The organism is Burkholderia ubonensis (genome assembly GCF_902833085.1).
In the GTDB taxonomy this organism is placed as follows: Bacteria; Pseudomonadota; Gammaproteobacteria; order Burkholderiales; family Burkholderiaceae; genus Burkholderia; species Burkholderia ubonensis.
On the sequence record NZ_CADFEB010000011.1, the window covers coordinates 115,996 to 133,048 of the forward strand.

Annotated in this window: 18 protein-coding genes; 10 read left to right on the forward strand and 8 right to left on the reverse strand. The window is 70.0% G+C overall.

What is annotated here, in order from left to right:
- Positions 1–354: 354 nt before the first annotated feature.
- Together HWX31_RS28780 and HWX31_RS28785 are read left to right on the forward strand one after the other, a co-directional pair.
- Positions 355–609 carry a hypothetical protein gene (locus tag HWX31_RS28780; RefSeq protein WP_230459433.1) on the forward strand — a complete coding sequence of 85 codons (255 nt, stop codon included), beginning with the start codon at positions 355–357 and terminating at the stop codon, positions 607–609.
- Positions 610–682: 73 nt separating this feature from the next.
- On the forward strand, positions 683–2,812 hold the full coding sequence (locus HWX31_RS28785; protein ID WP_244143868.1) for an Agd3-related carbohydrate deacetylase: 2,130 nt from the start codon (positions 683–685) through the stop codon (positions 2,810–2,812).
- A gap of 70 nt (positions 2,813–2,882) precedes the next feature.
- On the opposite strand, the gene HWX31_RS28790 is transcribed toward HWX31_RS28785, so the two are convergent.
- The gene (locus HWX31_RS28790; protein WP_059611328.1) at positions 2,883–3,806 is read right to left on the reverse strand and encodes a LysR family transcriptional regulator; all 924 of its coding nucleotides are present in this window, start codon (positions 3,804–3,806) and stop codon (positions 2,883–2,885) included.
- A gap of 110 nt (positions 3,807–3,916) precedes the next feature.
- Here HWX31_RS28790 and HWX31_RS28795 point away from each other — a divergent pair, with 110 nt between their 5' ends.
- The 5 genes from HWX31_RS28795 (at position 3,917) to HWX31_RS28815 (ending at position 8,521) form a co-directional block, all read left to right on the forward strand.
- Entirely contained in the window at positions 3,917–5,098 is a 1,182-nt protein-coding gene (locus tag HWX31_RS28795; protein ID WP_174960956.1) for an MFS transporter, read from the forward strand.
- A gap of 169 nt (positions 5,099–5,267) precedes the next feature.
- The gene (locus HWX31_RS28800; protein ID WP_174960959.1) at positions 5,268–6,806 is read left to right on the forward strand and encodes an FAD-dependent oxidoreductase; all 1,539 of its coding nucleotides are present in this window, start codon (positions 5,268–5,270) and stop codon (positions 6,804–6,806) included.
- Positions 6,807–6,837: 31 nt separating this feature from the next.
- Positions 6,838–7,065: a hypervirulence associated TUDOR domain-containing protein gene (locus HWX31_RS28805; RefSeq protein ID WP_174960961.1), complete on the forward strand. Its 228-nt coding sequence runs from the start codon at positions 6,838–6,840 to the stop codon at positions 7,063–7,065.
- Positions 7,062–7,652, forward strand: coding sequence for a DUF488 domain-containing protein (locus HWX31_RS28810; protein ID WP_174960963.1), 591 nt, complete (start codon positions 7,062–7,064; stop codon positions 7,650–7,652). The genes HWX31_RS28805 and HWX31_RS28810 overlap by 4 nt, the downstream gene beginning before the upstream one ends.
- Before the next feature lie 131 nt (positions 7,653–7,783).
- Complete coding sequence (locus HWX31_RS28815) at positions 7,784–8,521, forward strand: sulfite exporter TauE/SafE family protein (RefSeq protein WP_174960965.1); 738 nt, start codon at positions 7,784–7,786, stop codon at positions 8,519–8,521.
- A 34-nt stretch (positions 8,522–8,555) separates the two neighbouring features.
- Here the strand turns inward: HWX31_RS28815 and HWX31_RS28820 are convergent, their stop codons facing one another.
- The 5 genes from HWX31_RS28820 to HWX31_RS28840 form a co-directional block, all read right to left on the reverse strand.
- The gene (locus HWX31_RS28820; protein ID WP_059748945.1) at positions 8,556–9,134 is read right to left on the reverse strand and encodes an NnrU family protein; all 579 of its coding nucleotides are present in this window, start codon (positions 9,132–9,134) and stop codon (positions 8,556–8,558) included.
- A 131-nt stretch (positions 9,135–9,265) separates the two neighbouring features.
- Positions 9,266–9,652, reverse strand: coding sequence for a TfoX/Sxy family protein (locus tag HWX31_RS28825; RefSeq protein ID WP_174960967.1), 387 nt, complete (start codon positions 9,650–9,652; stop codon positions 9,266–9,268).
- The gene (locus HWX31_RS28830) at positions 9,649–10,758 is read right to left on the reverse strand and encodes a malate/lactate/ureidoglycolate dehydrogenase (protein ID WP_174960969.1); all 1,110 of its coding nucleotides are present in this window, start codon (positions 10,756–10,758) and stop codon (positions 9,649–9,651) included. Before HWX31_RS28830 ends, HWX31_RS28825 begins: the two co-directional genes overlap by 4 nt.
- A 38-nt stretch (positions 10,759–10,796) precedes the next feature.
- On the reverse strand, positions 10,797–12,251 hold the full coding sequence (locus HWX31_RS28835) for a M20 family metallopeptidase (protein ID WP_059656474.1): 1,455 nt from the start codon (positions 12,249–12,251) through the stop codon (positions 10,797–10,799).
- Positions 12,252–12,340: 89 nt separating this feature from the next.
- A complete protein-coding gene (locus tag HWX31_RS28840) occupies positions 12,341–13,474 on the reverse strand; it encodes an NAD(P)H-dependent flavin oxidoreductase (protein WP_174960971.1) in 1,134 nt (377 codons plus the stop codon).
- A 197-nt stretch (positions 13,475–13,671) separates the two neighbouring features.
- Here HWX31_RS28840 and HWX31_RS28845 point away from each other — a divergent pair, with 197 nt between their 5' ends.
- Positions 13,672–13,923: an N-acetylmuramoyl-L-alanine amidase-like domain-containing protein gene (locus HWX31_RS28845; RefSeq protein ID WP_244143869.1), complete on the forward strand. Its 252-nt coding sequence runs from the start codon at positions 13,672–13,674 to the stop codon at positions 13,921–13,923.
- Between the two features lie 9 nt (positions 13,924–13,932).
- On the opposite strand, the gene ftrA is transcribed toward HWX31_RS28845, so the two are convergent.
- Complete coding sequence (ftrA, locus tag HWX31_RS28850) at positions 13,933–14,901, reverse strand: transcriptional regulator FtrA (protein WP_010099328.1); 969 nt, start codon at positions 14,899–14,901, stop codon at positions 13,933–13,935.
- Between the two features lie 106 nt (positions 14,902–15,007).
- Here ftrA and HWX31_RS28855 point away from each other — a divergent pair, with 106 nt between their 5' ends.
- Together HWX31_RS28855 and HWX31_RS28860 are read left to right on the forward strand one after the other, a co-directional pair.
- Positions 15,008–15,427, forward strand: a complete 420-nt coding sequence (locus tag HWX31_RS28855; RefSeq protein ID WP_174960973.1) for a rhodanese-like domain-containing protein — start codon at positions 15,008–15,010, stop codon at positions 15,425–15,427.
- A gap of 90 nt (positions 15,428–15,517) precedes the next feature.
- Entirely contained in the window at positions 15,518–15,844 is a 327-nt protein-coding gene (locus HWX31_RS28860; RefSeq protein WP_174960975.1) for a superinfection immunity protein, read from the forward strand.
- 21 nt (positions 15,845–15,865) lie between these two features.
- Here the strand turns inward: HWX31_RS28860 and HWX31_RS28865 are convergent, their stop codons facing one another.
- Positions 15,866–17,044 (reverse strand): cytochrome P450, encoded by a 1,179-nt coding sequence (locus HWX31_RS28865; RefSeq protein WP_174960977.1) that lies wholly within the window; start codon positions 17,042–17,044, stop codon positions 15,866–15,868.
- Positions 17,045–17,053: the final 9 nt, after the last annotated feature.

Here is a 17,053-nt window from a genome sequence, read left to right on the forward strand (position 1 = left end):
GCGCAATCGATCACGGATGAAACATTTTCTGCCGGCCAGCTTTCATTACGTAACGTTACGTCAACGGAATAAAGGGTCTCCGGCCATTGGCACATAGTTCGCTTTCCAGATCAAACGGATGCGGGCGCAAGCATGGCGGCCATCCTCGCCTGCATGCGCAATCGGTCCGTAGTCGTCCGCTCCCGTCCATGTCCGTCAGGCCCGATGGCAAGACCTGACCTGCACGGAAGCGCTCGGGTTCGAACGCCCAGGCGTTCGCGGCAACGGCCCGGCTCGACAGCCGGCCCGTCCGCGCCGCCCATCTGATCATTTCTGAAACGCGCCGCATGACACCGGCAGCGTTGGGAGGACACCATGCAAACCCTTGGACCGAAACGGCCGTCACGCTGGCCGGGCGTCGTGCTCTGCGGCGTTTTCTCGGGGCTGGTCGCGGCAGCCGCGCTCGCGCCGCCGAACGCCTGCGCGGACGGCAAGCCTCCACCGCACGGTCACGGCCAGCTTCCTTCGGCCAAGGAAGGCTGGGGCAAGCCGACCTATCCGCCTTCGGGCCCGCATCCGGACGACACGGTCAACAAGTCGACCGCGAAGAATCGGACTTCGAATCAATAACGACAGACGCCACACCTTTCTCGATTGTCGGGGGACTCGTCCGAACCTTCGGACACGACGCGTGAGGTTTGACATGAGCGTTTTGCGAACCCTAACCAGCCGGTTCGGGATGCTGTCGCGCTGTGCGGCCGCGGCAGGACTTCTTGCGGCAGCCGGCGTCTGCCATGCAGTGCCGAGCGATGCCCAGATCGACCTGAAGATCCTGATCGTCGCGAGCCAGCAGGCCGGCAGCTCCCCCGAACTGGCCGCTGCCCAGTCGATCCTCGATCGCGTGGGCATCCCGTACACGGTCTACTCGTACGACACCAACAACCCGACCCTGCCGTCGCTGGAAAACGGCGACCACGCGCTGTACCAGGGCATCATCATGCCGATCAGCGACTACCGCTACATGAACCCGTTCGCCGGCGGCGCGCTCGCGCAGACGCTCGCGCGCTACCAGTTCAAGTACAACGTGCGGCTCGCGAGCTTCTACACGTGGCCGGGCGACAGCGGCTGCCTGCAGTACGTCAACTACCAGGACACGACCGCGACGCCGCTGGCGTCGACGCTCACATCGACGGGGCAGAGCCTGTTCCCGTACATGAACGCGGGCACGTCCTCGAGCAACCCGCTGACGATCGCGAACGCATGGACGTATTTCGCGTCGCCGGCCAGCCCGCTGCCGACCGGCACGACCGTCACGCCGATCGTGCAGGCCACCGCCCCGGGCAGCACGACCTACCCGATCGGCGCGACCTGCCTGTTCGCGAACACGACGCCGTTGACCGGCGACAGCGCGTCGCGCGAGACGATGTCGCTGATGTTCGACAACAGCCAGTACCTGACGCACTCGATCACACTGTCCTACGGGATCGCGAACTGGCTCACGCGCGGCCTGTTCCTCGGCAGCCGTCACGCGTACATCGATCCGCAGGTCGACGACAACGGCATTCCCGATGAAATCTTCCCGTACGCGCAGTCCGATTACACCGGCCTGTGGTACGACGTGAGGACCGGCGCCACGACCAGCACGACCCCGCCCGGCCAGTGCCCGCTCGGCTCGACGAACCCGTTGACCGGCCTCACCGCATGCGAATACCGGACCACCGGCGCGGACTTCGGCAACGCCGTGACCTGGCAGTCGCTCGTGAACCTGACGACGCCGAACGCGTCCGCGGTCAAGCTCACGCTTGCGTTCAACGGCGAAGGCTACAGCACGGCGTATGGCGGCCAGGGCCCCTACCCGCCGAGCGGCATCGATTCGCTGTCGCTGCAGACGGCCTTGCAGCAGGGCAGTTTCAAGTGGATCAGTCACACCTACGACCATGAACTGCTGGATCCGCCGTTTACGACGACCGCTGCGCAAGTGCAGTCCGAGATGCAGAGCAACGTGAAGGTCGCGAACAAGTTCAGGTTCACGAACTTCAGCAAATGGACGCTCGTCACGCCGGAAATCTCGGGGCTGTACAACCCGACGACGCTCGGCGCGCTCGTCGCGTTCGGCACGCAGGTGCTCGTGTCCGACAGCTCGAAGCCGACGCCGCCCGTCGGCACGGCCGGCTGCCCGACCAACAACAACGGCGTGGCGTGGTCGCTGCCCGCGTTCAACGCGGGCAAGTACAACTGCGTGAACCAGGGCATCTTCGAAGTGCCGCGCTACGCGACCGCACTGTTCTACAACGTGTCGCAGCCGGCGGAATGGGTCGCCGAATACAACTACTTCTATGGCGCGAACGGGATCGACCCGACCCGCTGGGGCTATGACCTGACCTACGCACAGGTGCTCGACAAGGTGTCCGACCAGCTCGTCGTCTACCTGCTCACGTTCGACAACCGGCCGATGATGTTCCACCAGTCGAACCTGCGTGCGTACAGCGGCACGAGCACGCTGCTGGGCGACCTGCTGAGCGCGACGCTCAAGAAGTACAACACGTACTACAAGAACCTGCCGATTCAGAGTCCTTACCTGTTGACAATCGGCACGCTCGCAAATCAGCGGATGGTGTACAACTCGTCGAACGTCGCGGCGACGCTCACGCCCGGCAAGTCGATCGTCGTCAGCGCGTCGCGCTCCGACGGGCGGTCGGTTGCCGTGCCGGTGACGGGCGTCACGTTCGGCACGTCGACCGAAACCTACGGCGGGCAGAGGATTTCCAACCTCACGCTGCTGCCGGCAACCGCCTATACGACGCAGATCACGCCCGCGCCGGCGTGGCAGTAATCCGCCGTCCCTGCGAACGCGCTGCGCAGGATGAACGCCCGCCGCAAGGCGGGCGTTTTGCTTGTGCTTGCTATCGGCTCGATCGCGCGACGTGAAGCGTGCCCGCCGCCTCCGTCAGATGATCGATGAACGCCCGCACCGTTGCCGGCAGGTGCCTGCGCTGCGGATAGGCCGCGTAGAGCTCCAGCGGCGCGGCCGGCTTGTCGAGCGCGATCGGCACCAGTTCGCCGCGCTCGATCAGGCCGCGACACGCGGCCTCGACGACGATCGCAAAGCCGACGCCGCGCAGCGCGGCCGCCACCGCAAGCGTGCCGCTGTCGACACGCAGCCGCTCCTGCACACGCACGGTGATCACGCGCCCGCCCGCGCCGAGGAAACGCCATGGCCTGCCGTCCAGCGCACCGACCGTCGTGATGCACGGCAACGCCTCGAGCGACTCGATGCGTTCCGGACGGCCATGCGCATCGATCACCGACGGCGCCGCGACGACCACGCTCGGCCAGCTCAGCATCGGCTTCACGACGCACGAACTGTCCGGCAGCGCCCCGCGCCCGATGATGACCGCCAGATCGAGATCCTCGAGCCCCGTCTCGAGCCCGGCGAGGCTCGTCGAGCAGCGCAGGTCCACGGCCGGATGGCGGCACGCGAAATCGGCCACGGCCGCGCCGAATAGCTGCGGGCCGACCTCGCTCGGCAGGCTCACGCGCAGCCGGCCCTGCAGGCGCGTCTGCCCGGACGCAAGTTCGTCGAGGGTGTCGTCGAGCGCATCGAACATCGGCCTGCATCGCTCGAACAGCAGCCGGCCCGCGTCGGTCAACGTCAGGCGGCGCGCATGCCGCTCGATCAGGCGCGTCTGCAGGCTCGCCTCCAGTTGCGCGACATGCCGGCTCACGTTGGACGTCGGGATCTGCAATTCCCGCCCGGCCGCGGTGAAGCTACCTTTCGCGGCCACCGTCGCAAAGACCCGAACCGCATTGAGATTCAACCGCGCCATTCCAGCGTTCTCCTTTTGATCATCGCGTGTTTCATTTCAGCGACTAGGCGGCGCGCCCCGCGTGAGGCGACCATCGCGGCTTTGCGTACGAGAAAGCACGAGAGAAGCCCATGGCCGCACCGAATCCGTCAACCGGACAGCACCGTCCGCCCCCTTCCGCACGCGGCATCGCCGTCGTCGTCGCGGCGATCCAGTTCACCAACGCGCTCGAATACATGGCCGTCAGCCCGCTGTTCCGGCGGATGGCGCCCGACTTCGGCGTACCCGACTCATACGCAGGCTATGTCACGGGCGTCTATACGCTGACGGCGATCCTGTCGGGGCTCGCCGCGTATTTCCGGATGAACCGCCATGATCCGCGACGCACGCTGCTCGTCACGCTGGCGACGCTCGCCGTGACGACGCTCGCCATCGCCGAAACGCACAGCTTCGCATGGCTGCTCGTGCTGCGCGCGCTGGCCGGCATCGCCGGCGGCATCACGATGGGCTGCGCGTTCGGCGTGCTGCTGGCCTGCGCGTCCGCCGCCGAGCGGCCGCGCCTGCTCGCGACGGTCGTCGCGTCGTTTTCGCTCGTCAGCATCATCGGCATCCCGATGGTGCTGCAGGCGGCCGAACGGGCCGGCTGGCCGGCGGCGTTCCGGCTGATCGCCGCCTGCTGCGCCGGCTGTGCGCTCGTCGCGGCGACGAGGATACCCGCGATCGCGCCGCCGGCCGGCCGGCCGCGCACGCTCGACCTCGACGCCGGGACGATCCTGCATGCCGCCGCGAACGCCGTCTCGCAATTGCCGTCGCTGCTGATCGTGCCCGTGCTGGCGCCGCTGCTCGCGCTGCTGTCCGCCGATCCGGGCAGCCTGCCGCGGCTCTTCTTCGCGGGCGGCGTCGCCGGCTTCGTCGCATCGCATGCGGCCGGGCGCCTCGCGCGCCGGCTCGGCGAACGGCGGCTCGCGTGGCTCGCAACGGCCGCTATCGCGATCGACATCGTGCTGCTGATGTGTCACGCGGTCGGCGCAGAGGGCTTCATGATCGCGTTCATGGCATCGACCTACGTGCGCCTCGTCGCGACGTCGAGCGTGAGCGCGGCCTTTCCCGCGCCGGAGCGCCGCGCCGGGTTCAGCGCGCTGCAAACGGCGGCGACCCATCTCGGCACGACCGTTGCGTTCGCGCTGAGTGCGTGGCTGCTCGGCGGCCAGACGGTCACGCTCGCCGGCATCGCGCCGCTGCTGTGGGCGAGCCTGATCGGCGCGCTGGCATTGCCGGTCTATCTCCGGCTGCTGCGTGGCGGACGCGCATGAGAGCGCACGGCAACGGCACTCGCGGTGATGCACTGCGGCATCGCCGATGCGGAAACCGGCTTCCCATGCCTGGGGCTCGAACACCCCGCCCCGCTTCGTGACTGTGTCTTTCCCGCCGCCGAATCGAGGTCGATAATGGGGAAGTTCCCGACCCGAGAGGAGCGCAGCCATGACCGAACATGCTTCGTCACCCGGCGATCCCGATCTCGCTCAAGGCGTGCCGCTGGCCGATATTCCGGACGGCGGCATGGTGGCAGGCCACGTCGGCGATGAGCCGGTCCTGCTCGTGCACCGCGCAGGCACGTGCCTTGCAGTCGGCGCGACCTGCACGCATTACGGCGCACCGCTCGCCGACGGCCTGCTGGTCGGCGACACGCTCCGCTGCCCGTGGCATCACGCGTGCTTCAGCGTCCGCACCGGCGAGGTGCTCGGCGCGCCGGCGCTGACCGACCTGACGTGCTGGCGCGTCGAGCAGCAGGACGGCAAGGTCTTCGTGCGCGACGCGCTGCCGGCCGCGCAGGCGCCGATTCCATCCGCGGCGTCGGCCGCGGCGCACCCCGAATCGGTGGTGATCGTCGGCGGCGGCGCGGCCGGCAACGCGGCGGCCAGCACGTTGCGGCGGCAAGGGTATCAGGGCCCCATTACGCTGCTGAGCGCCGATCGCGCGTTGCCGTACGACCGCCCGAACCTGTCGAAAGACTATCTCGCCGGCACCGCGCAGCCCGACTGGCTGCCGCTGCATCCTCCGACGTTCTACGCGGATCACGACATCTCGATGCACTGCGGCATGCGCGCGGTCAGTCTCGAGCCCGCCCGAAAAACCCTCTCCTTGTCGGACGGCAGTCAGATCGAGTACGGCGCGTTGCTGCTCGCCACCGGCGCCGAACCGGTGCACCTCACGGTCCCCGGCGCCACGCTGGCGCACGTCGCGGTGCTCCGCACGCTGGCCGACTGCAATGCGCTGATCGCGCAGGCTGGCGCTGCACGCCGATGCGTGGTGGTGGGCGCGAGCTTCATCGGGCTCGAAGTCGCGGCCGCGCTGCGCACGCGCGGGCTCGACGTGCACGTGGTCGCCCCCGAAGCGCGCCCGATGGAGCGAGTGCTCGGCGCGGCGCTCGGCGACATGGTCAAGGCGCTGCATGAAGCGCACGGCGTCGTGTTTCATCTGGGGGCCACGGTCGCCGCGATCGAAGTGGATCGCGTGACCTTGTCGACCGGCGTCACGCTGCCCGCCGACCTGGTCGTGACGGGAATCGGCGTGCGCCCCGACCTCACGCTCGCGCAGGAGGCGGGCCTCGCGACGGATCGCGGCGTGACGGTCGACGAATTCCTCCAGACGAGCGCGCCGGGCATCTACGCGGCGGGCGACATCGCCCGCTGGCCGGACCCGCGCACCGGCGAGCGCATCCGCGTCGAACACTGGGTGGTCGCCGAGCGCCAGGGCGCGGCGGCCGCGCGCAACATCCTCGGCGAGCGGCAGCGCTTCGCGGCGGTGCCGTTCTTCTGGAGCCAGCACTACGACGTCGCGATCAACTACGTCGGCCACGCGGCGCAATGGGATCGCGTCGACGTCGACGGCGATCCGGCCGCGCACGACTGCACGGTCACCTACTGGCGCGGCGGCAAGCAGCTTGCGGTTGCCACCGTCGGGCGCGACGGTGCAAGCCTCGAAGCGGAATCCGCGTTCGAGCAGGCGACGCCGGCATGATCGCGATACGAACCACAGGAGGACGCTCACGATGGCGACGACGTTCAAGCTGGGGGACCGGGTCCGCTGGAATTCCGAGGCCGGTCACGTGACGGGCAGGATCATCGCGATCCATACGCAGGATTTCGATTACAAGGGGCATCGGCATCATGCGTCGCCGGACGATCCGCAATACGAAATAAAGAGCGACCGGACCGATCACGTCGCCGCGCATCGGGGCCGCGCGCTCACGCTCGTCGCCGGCGAGGACGACGCATGAAGCTCCCGTTCTTCACGGTCGGCCATTCCGACCGCTCGCTCGAAGCCTTCATCGGCCTGCTGAACGACGCCGACGTCGCGCTGCTCGCGGACGTCAGGAAGATGCCGAGGTCGCGCACCAATCCGCAGTTCAACGAAGCGACGCTGCCGGTCGCGCTGGCGCCGTTCGACATCGCCTATGAGCACGTCGCCGCGCTCGGCGGCCTGCGCGGCCCGTCGCGGGCCGTGCCGGACGACGTCAACGGCTTCTGGACCAACGACAGCTTCCATCGCTACGCCGATTACGCGCTGTCCGCGGCATTTCGCGTGGGCCTCGATCACCTGGTCGAACAGGGGCGTCGGCGGCGCTGCGCCGTCATGTGCGCGGAAGCCGTGTGGTGGCGCTGTCATCGGCGCATCGTCGCCGACTACCTGATCGCGCGCGGCGAGACGGTCTTCCACATCATCGGGCCGAACCGCATCGAGCCCGCGCGCCTCACGCCGGGCGCCGCCGTTCAACCGGACGGAACGATCGTCTATCCGCGCACCGAGGCCAACGCCGATGCCGACATCGAAGCGCCGGACGCGGGTTCGCGCCGAACCGAGTGAACCCGGCGCGCGTCCGGCCGCCACGGCCGGGCCTTCCGGCGTCCGCGATCCTGCATTACCATCTCGCGTCCGCCTCGCCCGGCCCCGCATCTCGCGTCCGACACCCAGGCCAACCTTCCGCTCCCGCACCGATGCTCACGCTCGTCATCCTCGCCGGCCTCTGGGCCGGCCTGCAGAACTCCCTCGCCGGCGGCGGCTCGTTCGTCACGCTGCCCGCGCTGATCGTGTCGGGCCTGTCGCCGCTGTCCGCGAACATCACGTCGACGGTCGCGCTCTTTCCCGCGCAGGTGACGACCGGCTGGGCCAGCCGCCATCATGTGCGCGGCGCGGGCCAGTTGCCGTTTCGCGCGCTATTTCTGATCAGCATCGTCGGCGGCGCGCTCGGCGGCCTGCTGCTGCTGAAGACGCCGTCGTCGATCTTCTCGCGGCTCGTGCCGTGGCTCGTGCTGTTCGCGACGGCCGTGTTCACCTGGGGCAGCTTCCTGCGCAAGCCGAGCGAGGAGACGGTCCATCTCGGCCCCGTCACGACCGCCGTCGCGCAGTTCGCGATCGCGATCTACGGCGGCTACTTCGGCGGGGGTATCGGCTTCCTGATGATGGCGGCGCTGACGATGGCGGGCCTGTCGCCGCGTCACGCGGCCTCGACGAAGAACGCGCTCGCGGGCGTGATGAACGCGTCGGCGGTCGTGCTGTTCCTGACCTCGCCGCACCTGCACTGGCCTGCCGCGCTCGCGCTCGGCGGCGGCGCCGTCGTCGGCGGGCTGTGCGGGTCGTGGGCGCTGCACCGCGTCAACGAGCGGGTGCTGCGGATCGGCATCGTGTGCATCGGCATCGCGCTGACCATCGGGCTGTTCGTCAGGCCGCTGTGACGGCCGCCGGCGCGTATGCCGACACCCCGCCCGTTCAGCCGAACGGCCGCACGCCGATCAGCCAGCCGTGCAGGAACAGCGCGAACACGGCCCAGGCCACGAGCCCGACGGCAATGGTGACCACGTTGCGCGACGTGTTGCCCGCCGGATAGCGCACGCCGTCGCGGCGATCGCGCGCACGCGATGCGAGGAAGTCGACCAGCGACCACGCGAAGAACGCGCCGAACAGCACGACCGCGTGCAGCGTGCCGTTCGCGAGCAGGTGCGCGACGGCCCACACCATCACGCCGGCCAGCATCGGGTGCCCGACGAGCCCCTTGATGCGGTTGCCCGGCACGTACGCCGCCGCGATCAGCACGAACGCGAGTGCGGTCAGCACGCCGGTCAGGTGCCGCACGCCGACCGGCGGCGCCCACAGGAAGCTGGCGTCGGCGCGCGCGAGCCCGTAGCCCCAGACGATCAGCACGAAGCCGACGATCGACGCGATCGCATAGCCTCCTTTCCAGCCTCTTTCGCCGAGCCGCGCGATCGTCGCGGACCGCCAGCCGTCCGCGACGATGCGGATCGAATGCACACCAAGAAAGATCACCAAACCAAGAATCAGGACGAGCATCGGCTGTCTCCGTCTGGACGTGAGTGGGGAAGCGTGCGCCAGGACAAACGCGCCGATCATAAACGCCGGGCCGGCCGTTGTGAAGCGTGCGCGCTGCGGCAAGCGAACGCACTAAACAAAGCGCAGTAAAACTACCGCGCGCGCGACGCCGCCGCGCCCCGCTTCGTCTTGCGCTTCGACGGCCCCGCCAGCAACGCGGCCCGATACGCACCGCGGCACCAGTCGAACAGCGCACCCGCATCCTCGAGCACGTCGGCCGGAGTCTCGTAATAACCCTCGAGATTGACGGTGCGCGTGCGTCCCGAATAGGAAAACGGCCCCATCCCGGCCGCGACGAAGGCGGGCCGGCTCACGTCGTCGACGCGCAGGAACAGCGACCCGCGCGACATGAACCCGAACATCACGCCGTCGATCCGCAACGCCGCGCCGCTGAAGAATCGCGCGACCTCGACCGTGCCGAGCGCCCCGAGCTGATAGGCGATCTCCTCGCCGTGCGCCTTTTCCGCCTGCCAGCTCACGCGCGCTCCGTGCAGCGCCGCGTCCACGCGTCGAGGTCCGCGTCGGCGAACCCGACCGCCGCCGCGCCGTCGCGAATCTGCCGCCACGTCGCGCGATCGACCGGAATGCCGTCGGCGCCGCGCGCGGCGCGGCTCGCCTCTTCCGGTTCGCCGGGCATCCGCACCGGCTCTCCGCCCGCCTGCGGCGACGCCTTCGCCCACGCGACGAACGCGTCGGCCTCGCGCTCGGCGTCGGCCGCATCGAACGCGTTCGGATCGATCAGCACCGACAGCATGCCGTTGACGATCGCGCTCGTCTTCTGCAGCGTGCCGTCGTGCGTCGTATGCCCGCCGACGAGCGCGCCGCCGAAGATCTCGCACATCGCCGCGAGCGCATAGCCCTTGTGCAGGCCGAACGGCAGCAGCGCGCCGAACGGCTGCTCGTGCATCACGGCCGGATCGTCGGTCGGCCGGCCGCGATGGTCGATCAGCGACCCGGCGGGCACGCGCTTGCGCTGGTTGTAGGCAACGCGCGTCTTGCCGTACGCAATCGCGCTCGTCGCGAAATCGAGCACGAGCGGCGGCTTGCCGGTGCGCGGATACGCCGCGCAGAACGGATTCGTGCCGAAGCGCGGATCGGCGCCATGCAGCGGCGCGACCAGCAGGTCGCCCGGCACGTTGACGAAGTGGAACGACACGAGGCCCGAGCGCGCGCACTGCTCGGCCCAGTGGCCGATGCGGCCGAGATGATGGACGTCGCGCAGGCCGACCGCGCAGATGCCCATCCGCCGCGCGCGCTCGATCCCTTCGACCATCGCTTCGAACGCGATCACCTGGCCGAAGCCGCGTCCGCCGTCGATCGTCAGCACCGCGCCCGCGTCGCGGACGATCGCCGCATGGCGATTCAACTGCAGTTGCCCTTCGCGCCACGACGCGACGTAGTTCGGGATCATGCCGACCCCGTGCGAATCGTGGCCCGCGAGGTTCGCGCCGACCAGATGATCGGCAACGAGACGCGCCTCGCGCTCGCTGCTGCCCGCCCGTTCCCAGATCGCGGCAACGAACGCGTGCAGTGGTTCGGCGCGCACGCGCAGCAGGTCGGTTGCGGACGGCAGCGGCTCGGTCATCGGTGCGTCTCCTCGTGGTGGGTGCAAGCGGCCGGCGCTCAGCGCGCGGTGGCGATCACGTCGGCCACCGCCGCGGTCAGCTTCTTCGCGTACGGCACGTGCAGGAACTCGTTCGGGCCGTGCGCGTTCGACTTCGGCCCGAGCACGCCGCACACCATGAACTGCGCGGCCGGGAAACCTTCCTGCAGCACGTTCATCAGCGGGATCGTGCCGCCGAGGCCCATGTACGCGCAGTCCGCGCCGAAGTGGCGACGCGACGCGGCGTCGAGCGACGCCGCCAGCCACGGCGCGACGTCGGGCGCCGCCCAGCCGGTCGCCGCGCCCGCGTCGGGCTTGAACGTGACCTTCGCGTTGTACGGCGGGTCGACTTCGAGCAGCTCCTTCAGCTGCTGCACGGCCTGCGCGGCATCGACGAGCGGCGGCAGGCGCAGCGACAGCTTGAACGCGGTGCGCGGGCGCAGCACGTTGCCCGCGTCGGCGAGCGGCGGCATGCCCGCCGCGCCCGTCACCGACAGCGACGGCCGCCACGTCGAGTTGAGCAGCGCCTCGCGCGGATCGGTCGTGGTCGGCAGCACCGGCTTGCCGTCCGCGCCGCACGCCCACGGCAGCCCCTTCCACACCGTGTCGCCGAGAATCGCGGCGGTTGCCTCCGCTTCGCGCAGGCGGCTCGCCGGAATCTCGCAATGGAACGCGCCCGGCAGCAGGTTGCCGTTCTTCGCGTCCTCGAGCCGTTCGAACAGCTGGCGCATCACGCGGAAGCTCGACGGCGCGATGCCGCCGAACACGCCCGAATGCACGCCCTCTTCGAGCACCTCGACCTGCAGGTCGCCGGACACGAGCCCGCGCAGCGACGTCGTGAGCCACATCTGGTCGTAGTTGCCGGCGCCGGAATCGAGGCACACGACGAGCGACACCTGGCCGAGCCGGTCGCGCAGCGCGTCGACGTACGGCAGCAGGTCGTAGCTGCCCGACTCCTCGCAGGTCTCGATCAGGCCGACGCAGCGCGGCCGCTCGACGCCCTGCTCGTCGAGCGCGCCGAGCGCCGCGAGGCTCGCGTAGATCGCATAGCCGTCGTCCGCGCCGCCGCGGCCGTACAGCTTGCCGTTCTCGAACTTCGGCGTCCACGGGCCGAGATCCGCGCGCCAGCCGTCGAATTCGGGCTGCTTGTCGAGGTGGCCGTACAGCAGGATCGTGTCGGTGCTGCCCGAGCGCGTCGCGGGCGTCTCGAAGAAAATTACCGGCGTGCGGCCGGGCAGGCGCACGATCTCGAGCTTCAGGCCCTTGACCGGCTGGCGCTCGGCCCATTGCGCGGCATCGGTGACGACGCGCTCGAGATAGCCGCGCTTCTCCCAGTCGGGATCGAACGCGGGACTCTTCGCGGGAATCGCGATGTAGTCGGTCAGCGCATGGAGAATTTCATCGTTCCACTTGCGCTCGATGAAGGTGACGAGCTTGTCATGGTCGAGGACGGGGGTAGTGTCGACGGAGGTCATGGCGGGTGCCTGGATCGGGCTGACGAAAACCCAGATGATACGCCGATGACCTCCCGCCCGCGCCCCTTTCAGCCCCCTTTCCGCGCCACTCAGCCGGCCTGCGGAAACGTTGCCCGAAGCCCCGCCGCGCAGGCCAGCGCATCGTCCCACAGGCGGCGCGTCAGCACGCCCGCGTCCTCGTCGCGGGCGAGCACCGCGGCCTCGCCCGCCCACAGCACCGAGAAATCGTCGCGGCCCTGCCGCTCGAACGCCTGGCGCAGCGGATCGACGGCGGCCGTCGCGAGCGGAAACGCAGGCGCGAGCGCGCTCATCGGCCCCTGCTCGCGCATGAAGCGGGTCAGCAGGCCGCGCGCGGGGCGGCCCGTATACAGGTTGGTCAAGCGCGTGCCGTCGTCGCGTGCTGCGCGCACCGCCGCGCGATGCTGCACCGAGCGGCCGGCCTGCGCCGTCAGCAGGTAGCCGGTGCCGATCTGCACCGCGCGCGCGCCGAGCGCGAACGCGGCCGCGATGCCGCGGCCGTCGGCGACCGCGCCCGCCGCGATCACCGGCGCGCGCACCGCATCGACGATCTGCGGCAGCAACGCGAACAGGCCCGGCTGCGCGTGGATGTCATCGGTCAGGAACATCCCGCGATGGCCGCCCGCCTCGGCGCCTTGCGCGATGATCGCGTCGACGCCGCGCGCGTCGAGCCAGCGCGCTTCCTCGACGGTGGTTGCGGACGAAACGACCCGCGCGCCCGTGCGCCGCACCCGCTCGAGCAGTGCCGCCTCCGGCAGGCCGAAATGGAAGCTCACGACGGCCGGCCGCAAGTCCTCGACGACCGCGCACATCGCATCGTCGAACGGCGCGCGCCCCGGCCCGCCCTTCCCGGTCGGCGGATCGACTCCGGCCTCGGCGTAGTAGCCCGCGAGCGCCGCGCGCCAGCGCGCATCCACCGCGTCATCCGGCGCGGGCGGCGTATGGCAGAAGAAATTGACGTTGAACGGCGCCGGCGTACGCGCGCGGATCGCCGCGATCTCGTCGCGCAGCTGCTGCGGGCCGAGCGCCGCGCAGGCCAGCGAGCCGAGCCCGCCCGCTTCGCAGACGGCGATCGCGAGCGGGCTGAAGGAACCGACCATCGGCGCCTGAACCAGCGGCAAGCGCGAAGGCAGCGGGGAAGGCAGCGCGGCGCCGAGCGCCGTGCGCGTGTCGTGGCCGGGAGCAGCGGAATCGACGATGTTCATGGGTGAAATCGGAATCGCGGTCAAGGAGCGCACGATGATACGCCGGGGGCCAAATCGGCGCTGGCGGGTTTGCGCAGCCCGCAAAGCCGGCGCGGCACCCCGGGAAATTCAGATTTCGTTGAGATTTCTTGCGGCTCGTTTATCCGGCGACTGCTCCCGTTGCACCGCATGTTTCGGAACGAACCCGCTCATGGCGATTGAAAAGACTCTCGGAAAACTGGCACCGCTCGTGCTGGGTCAGCCGGCTTCGGACCGGCGACTTCATCGGCATCTACGCGAAGGCGGACGGCCTCGACGTCACGCACGTCGGCTTCTTCGTCGAAACGCGCGACGGGCCGATGCTGCGCAATGCGTCGTCGAAGAAAGCCAACATGAAAGTCGTCGATTCGCCGTTTCTCGAATACGTGAAGAACACGCCGGGCATCGTGGTGCTGCGACCGCGCGCGTGAGCGACGGCGTCAGCGCGCCGTCACGCCACGATCCATGCTGCGCCGGTACGCGGCGGGACTCGTCGCCGCGATGCGCCGGAAATGCCGGCGCAGCGACTCCTCCGACCCGAAGCCCGCGCGCGCCGCGACCTGCGCGAGCGGCAGCGCCGGATTGGCTTCGAGCAGATCCTTCGCGACGTTCACGCGCTCGCGGACCAGCCACGCGACCGGCGACATTCCGGTCGCGTCGGCGAACTGCCGCTGCAGCGTGCGCGGGCTCATCGCGGCCTGCGCGGCGAGCGACGCGAGCGTATGCGGCTCGGCCGCGTGCGCGCGCATCCAGTCGATCAGCCTGGCGAGCCGGTCGCTGCCGCCCGGCGCCACCGGACGCGGCACGAACTGCGCCTGCCCGCCGTCGCGATGCGGCGGCAGCACGAGGCGCTGCGCGACGCGATTGGCGATCGCGCCGCCGTGATCGCGGCGCACGAGATGCAGCAGCATGTCGAGCCCCGCCGCCGAGCCAGCCGACGTGATGACCTGCCCTTCGTCGACGTACAGCGCGTCCGGATTCACGCGCAACGCCGGATAGCGCGCCTGCAGGCGCTCCGCGTAGCGCCAGTGAGTCGTTGCGGTCAGGCCGTCGAGCACGCCCGCCGCGGCCAGCACGAACACGCCGGAACAGATCGAGCAGAGGCGCGCGCCGCGCCGGTGCGCGGCGCGCAGTTTCTTCAGCAGCGGTTCGGGCGGCAGTTCGTCCGGATCGCGCCAGCCGGGAATCACGATCGTGTCCGCGCGGTCGAGCATCGCGAGCCGGTACGGCGCGGCGACCGTGATGCCGCCGGCCGCGCGCACGGGGCCCGGCTCGCTCGCGCACACCGCGAAGCGATACCAGTCGACGCCCAGCTCCGGGCGTTCGAGCGCGAACAGTTCGACCACGCAGCCGAATTCGAAGGTGCAGAGGCGATCGTAGGCGAGCGCGACGACGAGATGGTTTTGCATGGCGCGATGTTACTGGAACTTGTCGATCGCGCCACTGCCGCGCGATGCGCCGAACCGCGATACTGGCCTCATGTTCATCGCGCATCGCCACCCGGAGAAACCTCGCATGTCCTACGTCACCGACATCCCCGCCGCCGACAGTCCCGCCGCCCTCGCGCATTTCGAAGCGTCGCTGCGCTTCGAGACCGATTGCTGGGACGTTCACGACGCGCTCGCGTCCGGCGCGCCCGATTTCGTGCTGCTCGACGTCCGCGGCCCGGACCTGTTCGCCGCCGGCCACGTGCCCGGCGCCCGCAACCTGCCGCATCGCAAGATCGTCGCGGGCAAGCTCGCCGACTACCCGGCCAATACGCTGTTCGTCGTCTACTGCGCCGGGCCGCACTGCAACGGCGCCGCCCGCGCCGCGATCCGCCTCGCGCGGCTCGGCCGGCCGGTCAAGCTGATGATCGGCGGCGTCACCGGCTGGCGCGACGAAGGTTTCGCGTTGCGTAACGAAGCCGCCCCGGCGGACCGGCCGGCCGCCTGATCGAATCCAAAAACGCAACAATCAATTGTCTGCACGTCAACGGGAAAAGCGCGACAATCGGTCCCATTGCAATCCGGATGGAGCAGCAACATGCAGACCGAAGTCCTGATTCAAGCCGCCGGCTCAGTCGCCGCGATCGCGCTCTACTTCCTGCCGGCGATCATCGCCGACCGGCGCCGCCGCCACGACAAGCTGACGGTCGCGCTGTTCAACGCGCTGTTCGCGTGGACCGGCATCGGCTGGCTGATGACCCTGTACTGGGCCTGCCAGCCGAATCCGCGAGCCGACGTCGCGCAGACGATCCTCGCCCGGCGCCGCGGCATCAGCATGCGCACCTTCTCGACCGGCCTCGTCGAGCGCGTGCAGCGCCGCGTCGCCGCCCAGGAGGAATGGGCGCAGAAGCAGGGCTGCCGCTGAACCCTGTCCCCCTTCGCTTCCTCATCGCGCCGGCTCGAACATCGGCATCCTGACGTTGGTCGAGTCCCGGTAGCGCCAGCCCGGCGCGTCACCCGGCGGCAACCCGCCGCCGCGCAACAGCGCCCCGACCGCCCCCACCGTCACCGCCCGCGCGATCCGCTCGCCGGGACAGCCGTGCGGCCCCGCGCCGAAGCCGAACGCGGGCCCCGGCGGCCGGCCCGGCACGAAACGGTGCGGATCGCGCTGCGCGGCCGGATCGCGGTTCGCCGCCGCGAGCACGACCAGGATCGCGTCGCCCGCGTCGACGGTCACGCCGTCCAGCGTCGTGCGCGCCGCAACGAAGCGGCGCGTGTTCTGCACCGGCGCGTCGAAGCGCGCGACTTCCGCGACGAACGTGTCGAGCGTCGCGTCGTCCGCCGCGCGAGGTTCGCCGGCGGGACGCCTGGCCGGATCGAGCCACGCGACCACCGTATTGCCGAGCCACGCGGCCGTCGCCTCGCACGTCTGCGACAGCAGCCCGACCAGATTCGCAATCAGCGCGCCGCTCGCGTGCCAGCCGGCCTCGTGTGCCGCGCATTGCACCGCCGCGACCAAGCTGCCGTCGTCCGCGCGCGTCGCGGCGACGATTTCCGTCATCCGGTCGAGCAGCCGCCCGGCCGCGGCGCTGGCACCGGCCAGTTGCGCCGCCGTCGACAGCGGCGACAGCGCGGCGACGAAGTCGGTCACCCACGCGGCAACGTCGTCGAGCCGCGCGTCGTCGAAACCGAGCAGCCCGGCCACCGCGCAGACCGGCACCGTCATGCACCACGCATTCAGCGCATCGGGCGCCGCGTGCGCCGGCAAGCGCTGCGCGGCGAGCGCGGCCGTGCGGCGGCGCAACGCGAGCGCGTCGACCGACGCGAGCGCCGCCTGCATCGCCCGTTTCGGTGCGTCGTGCCGCAGCGCGCCGTCGTTCATGCGGATCAGCTGGCCGAACAGCTCGCCCGCCGTCGTGCCGCGCAACGCGGGCGGCACCGGCGCGGCGAGCGGCCGGACCCGGCACGCGGGATGGCCGAGCACGGCGCTCACGGTCGCGGCGCGGCTCGCCACCCACAGGCCGAGCGTGGCGTCGAACGCGAGCGGCGGCCCGTCGACGAGCGCCGCATAGTACGGGTAAGGATCGCGGTGCGTGACCGCGGCAATCGGATCGGTCGGGTTCATGCACGCAGT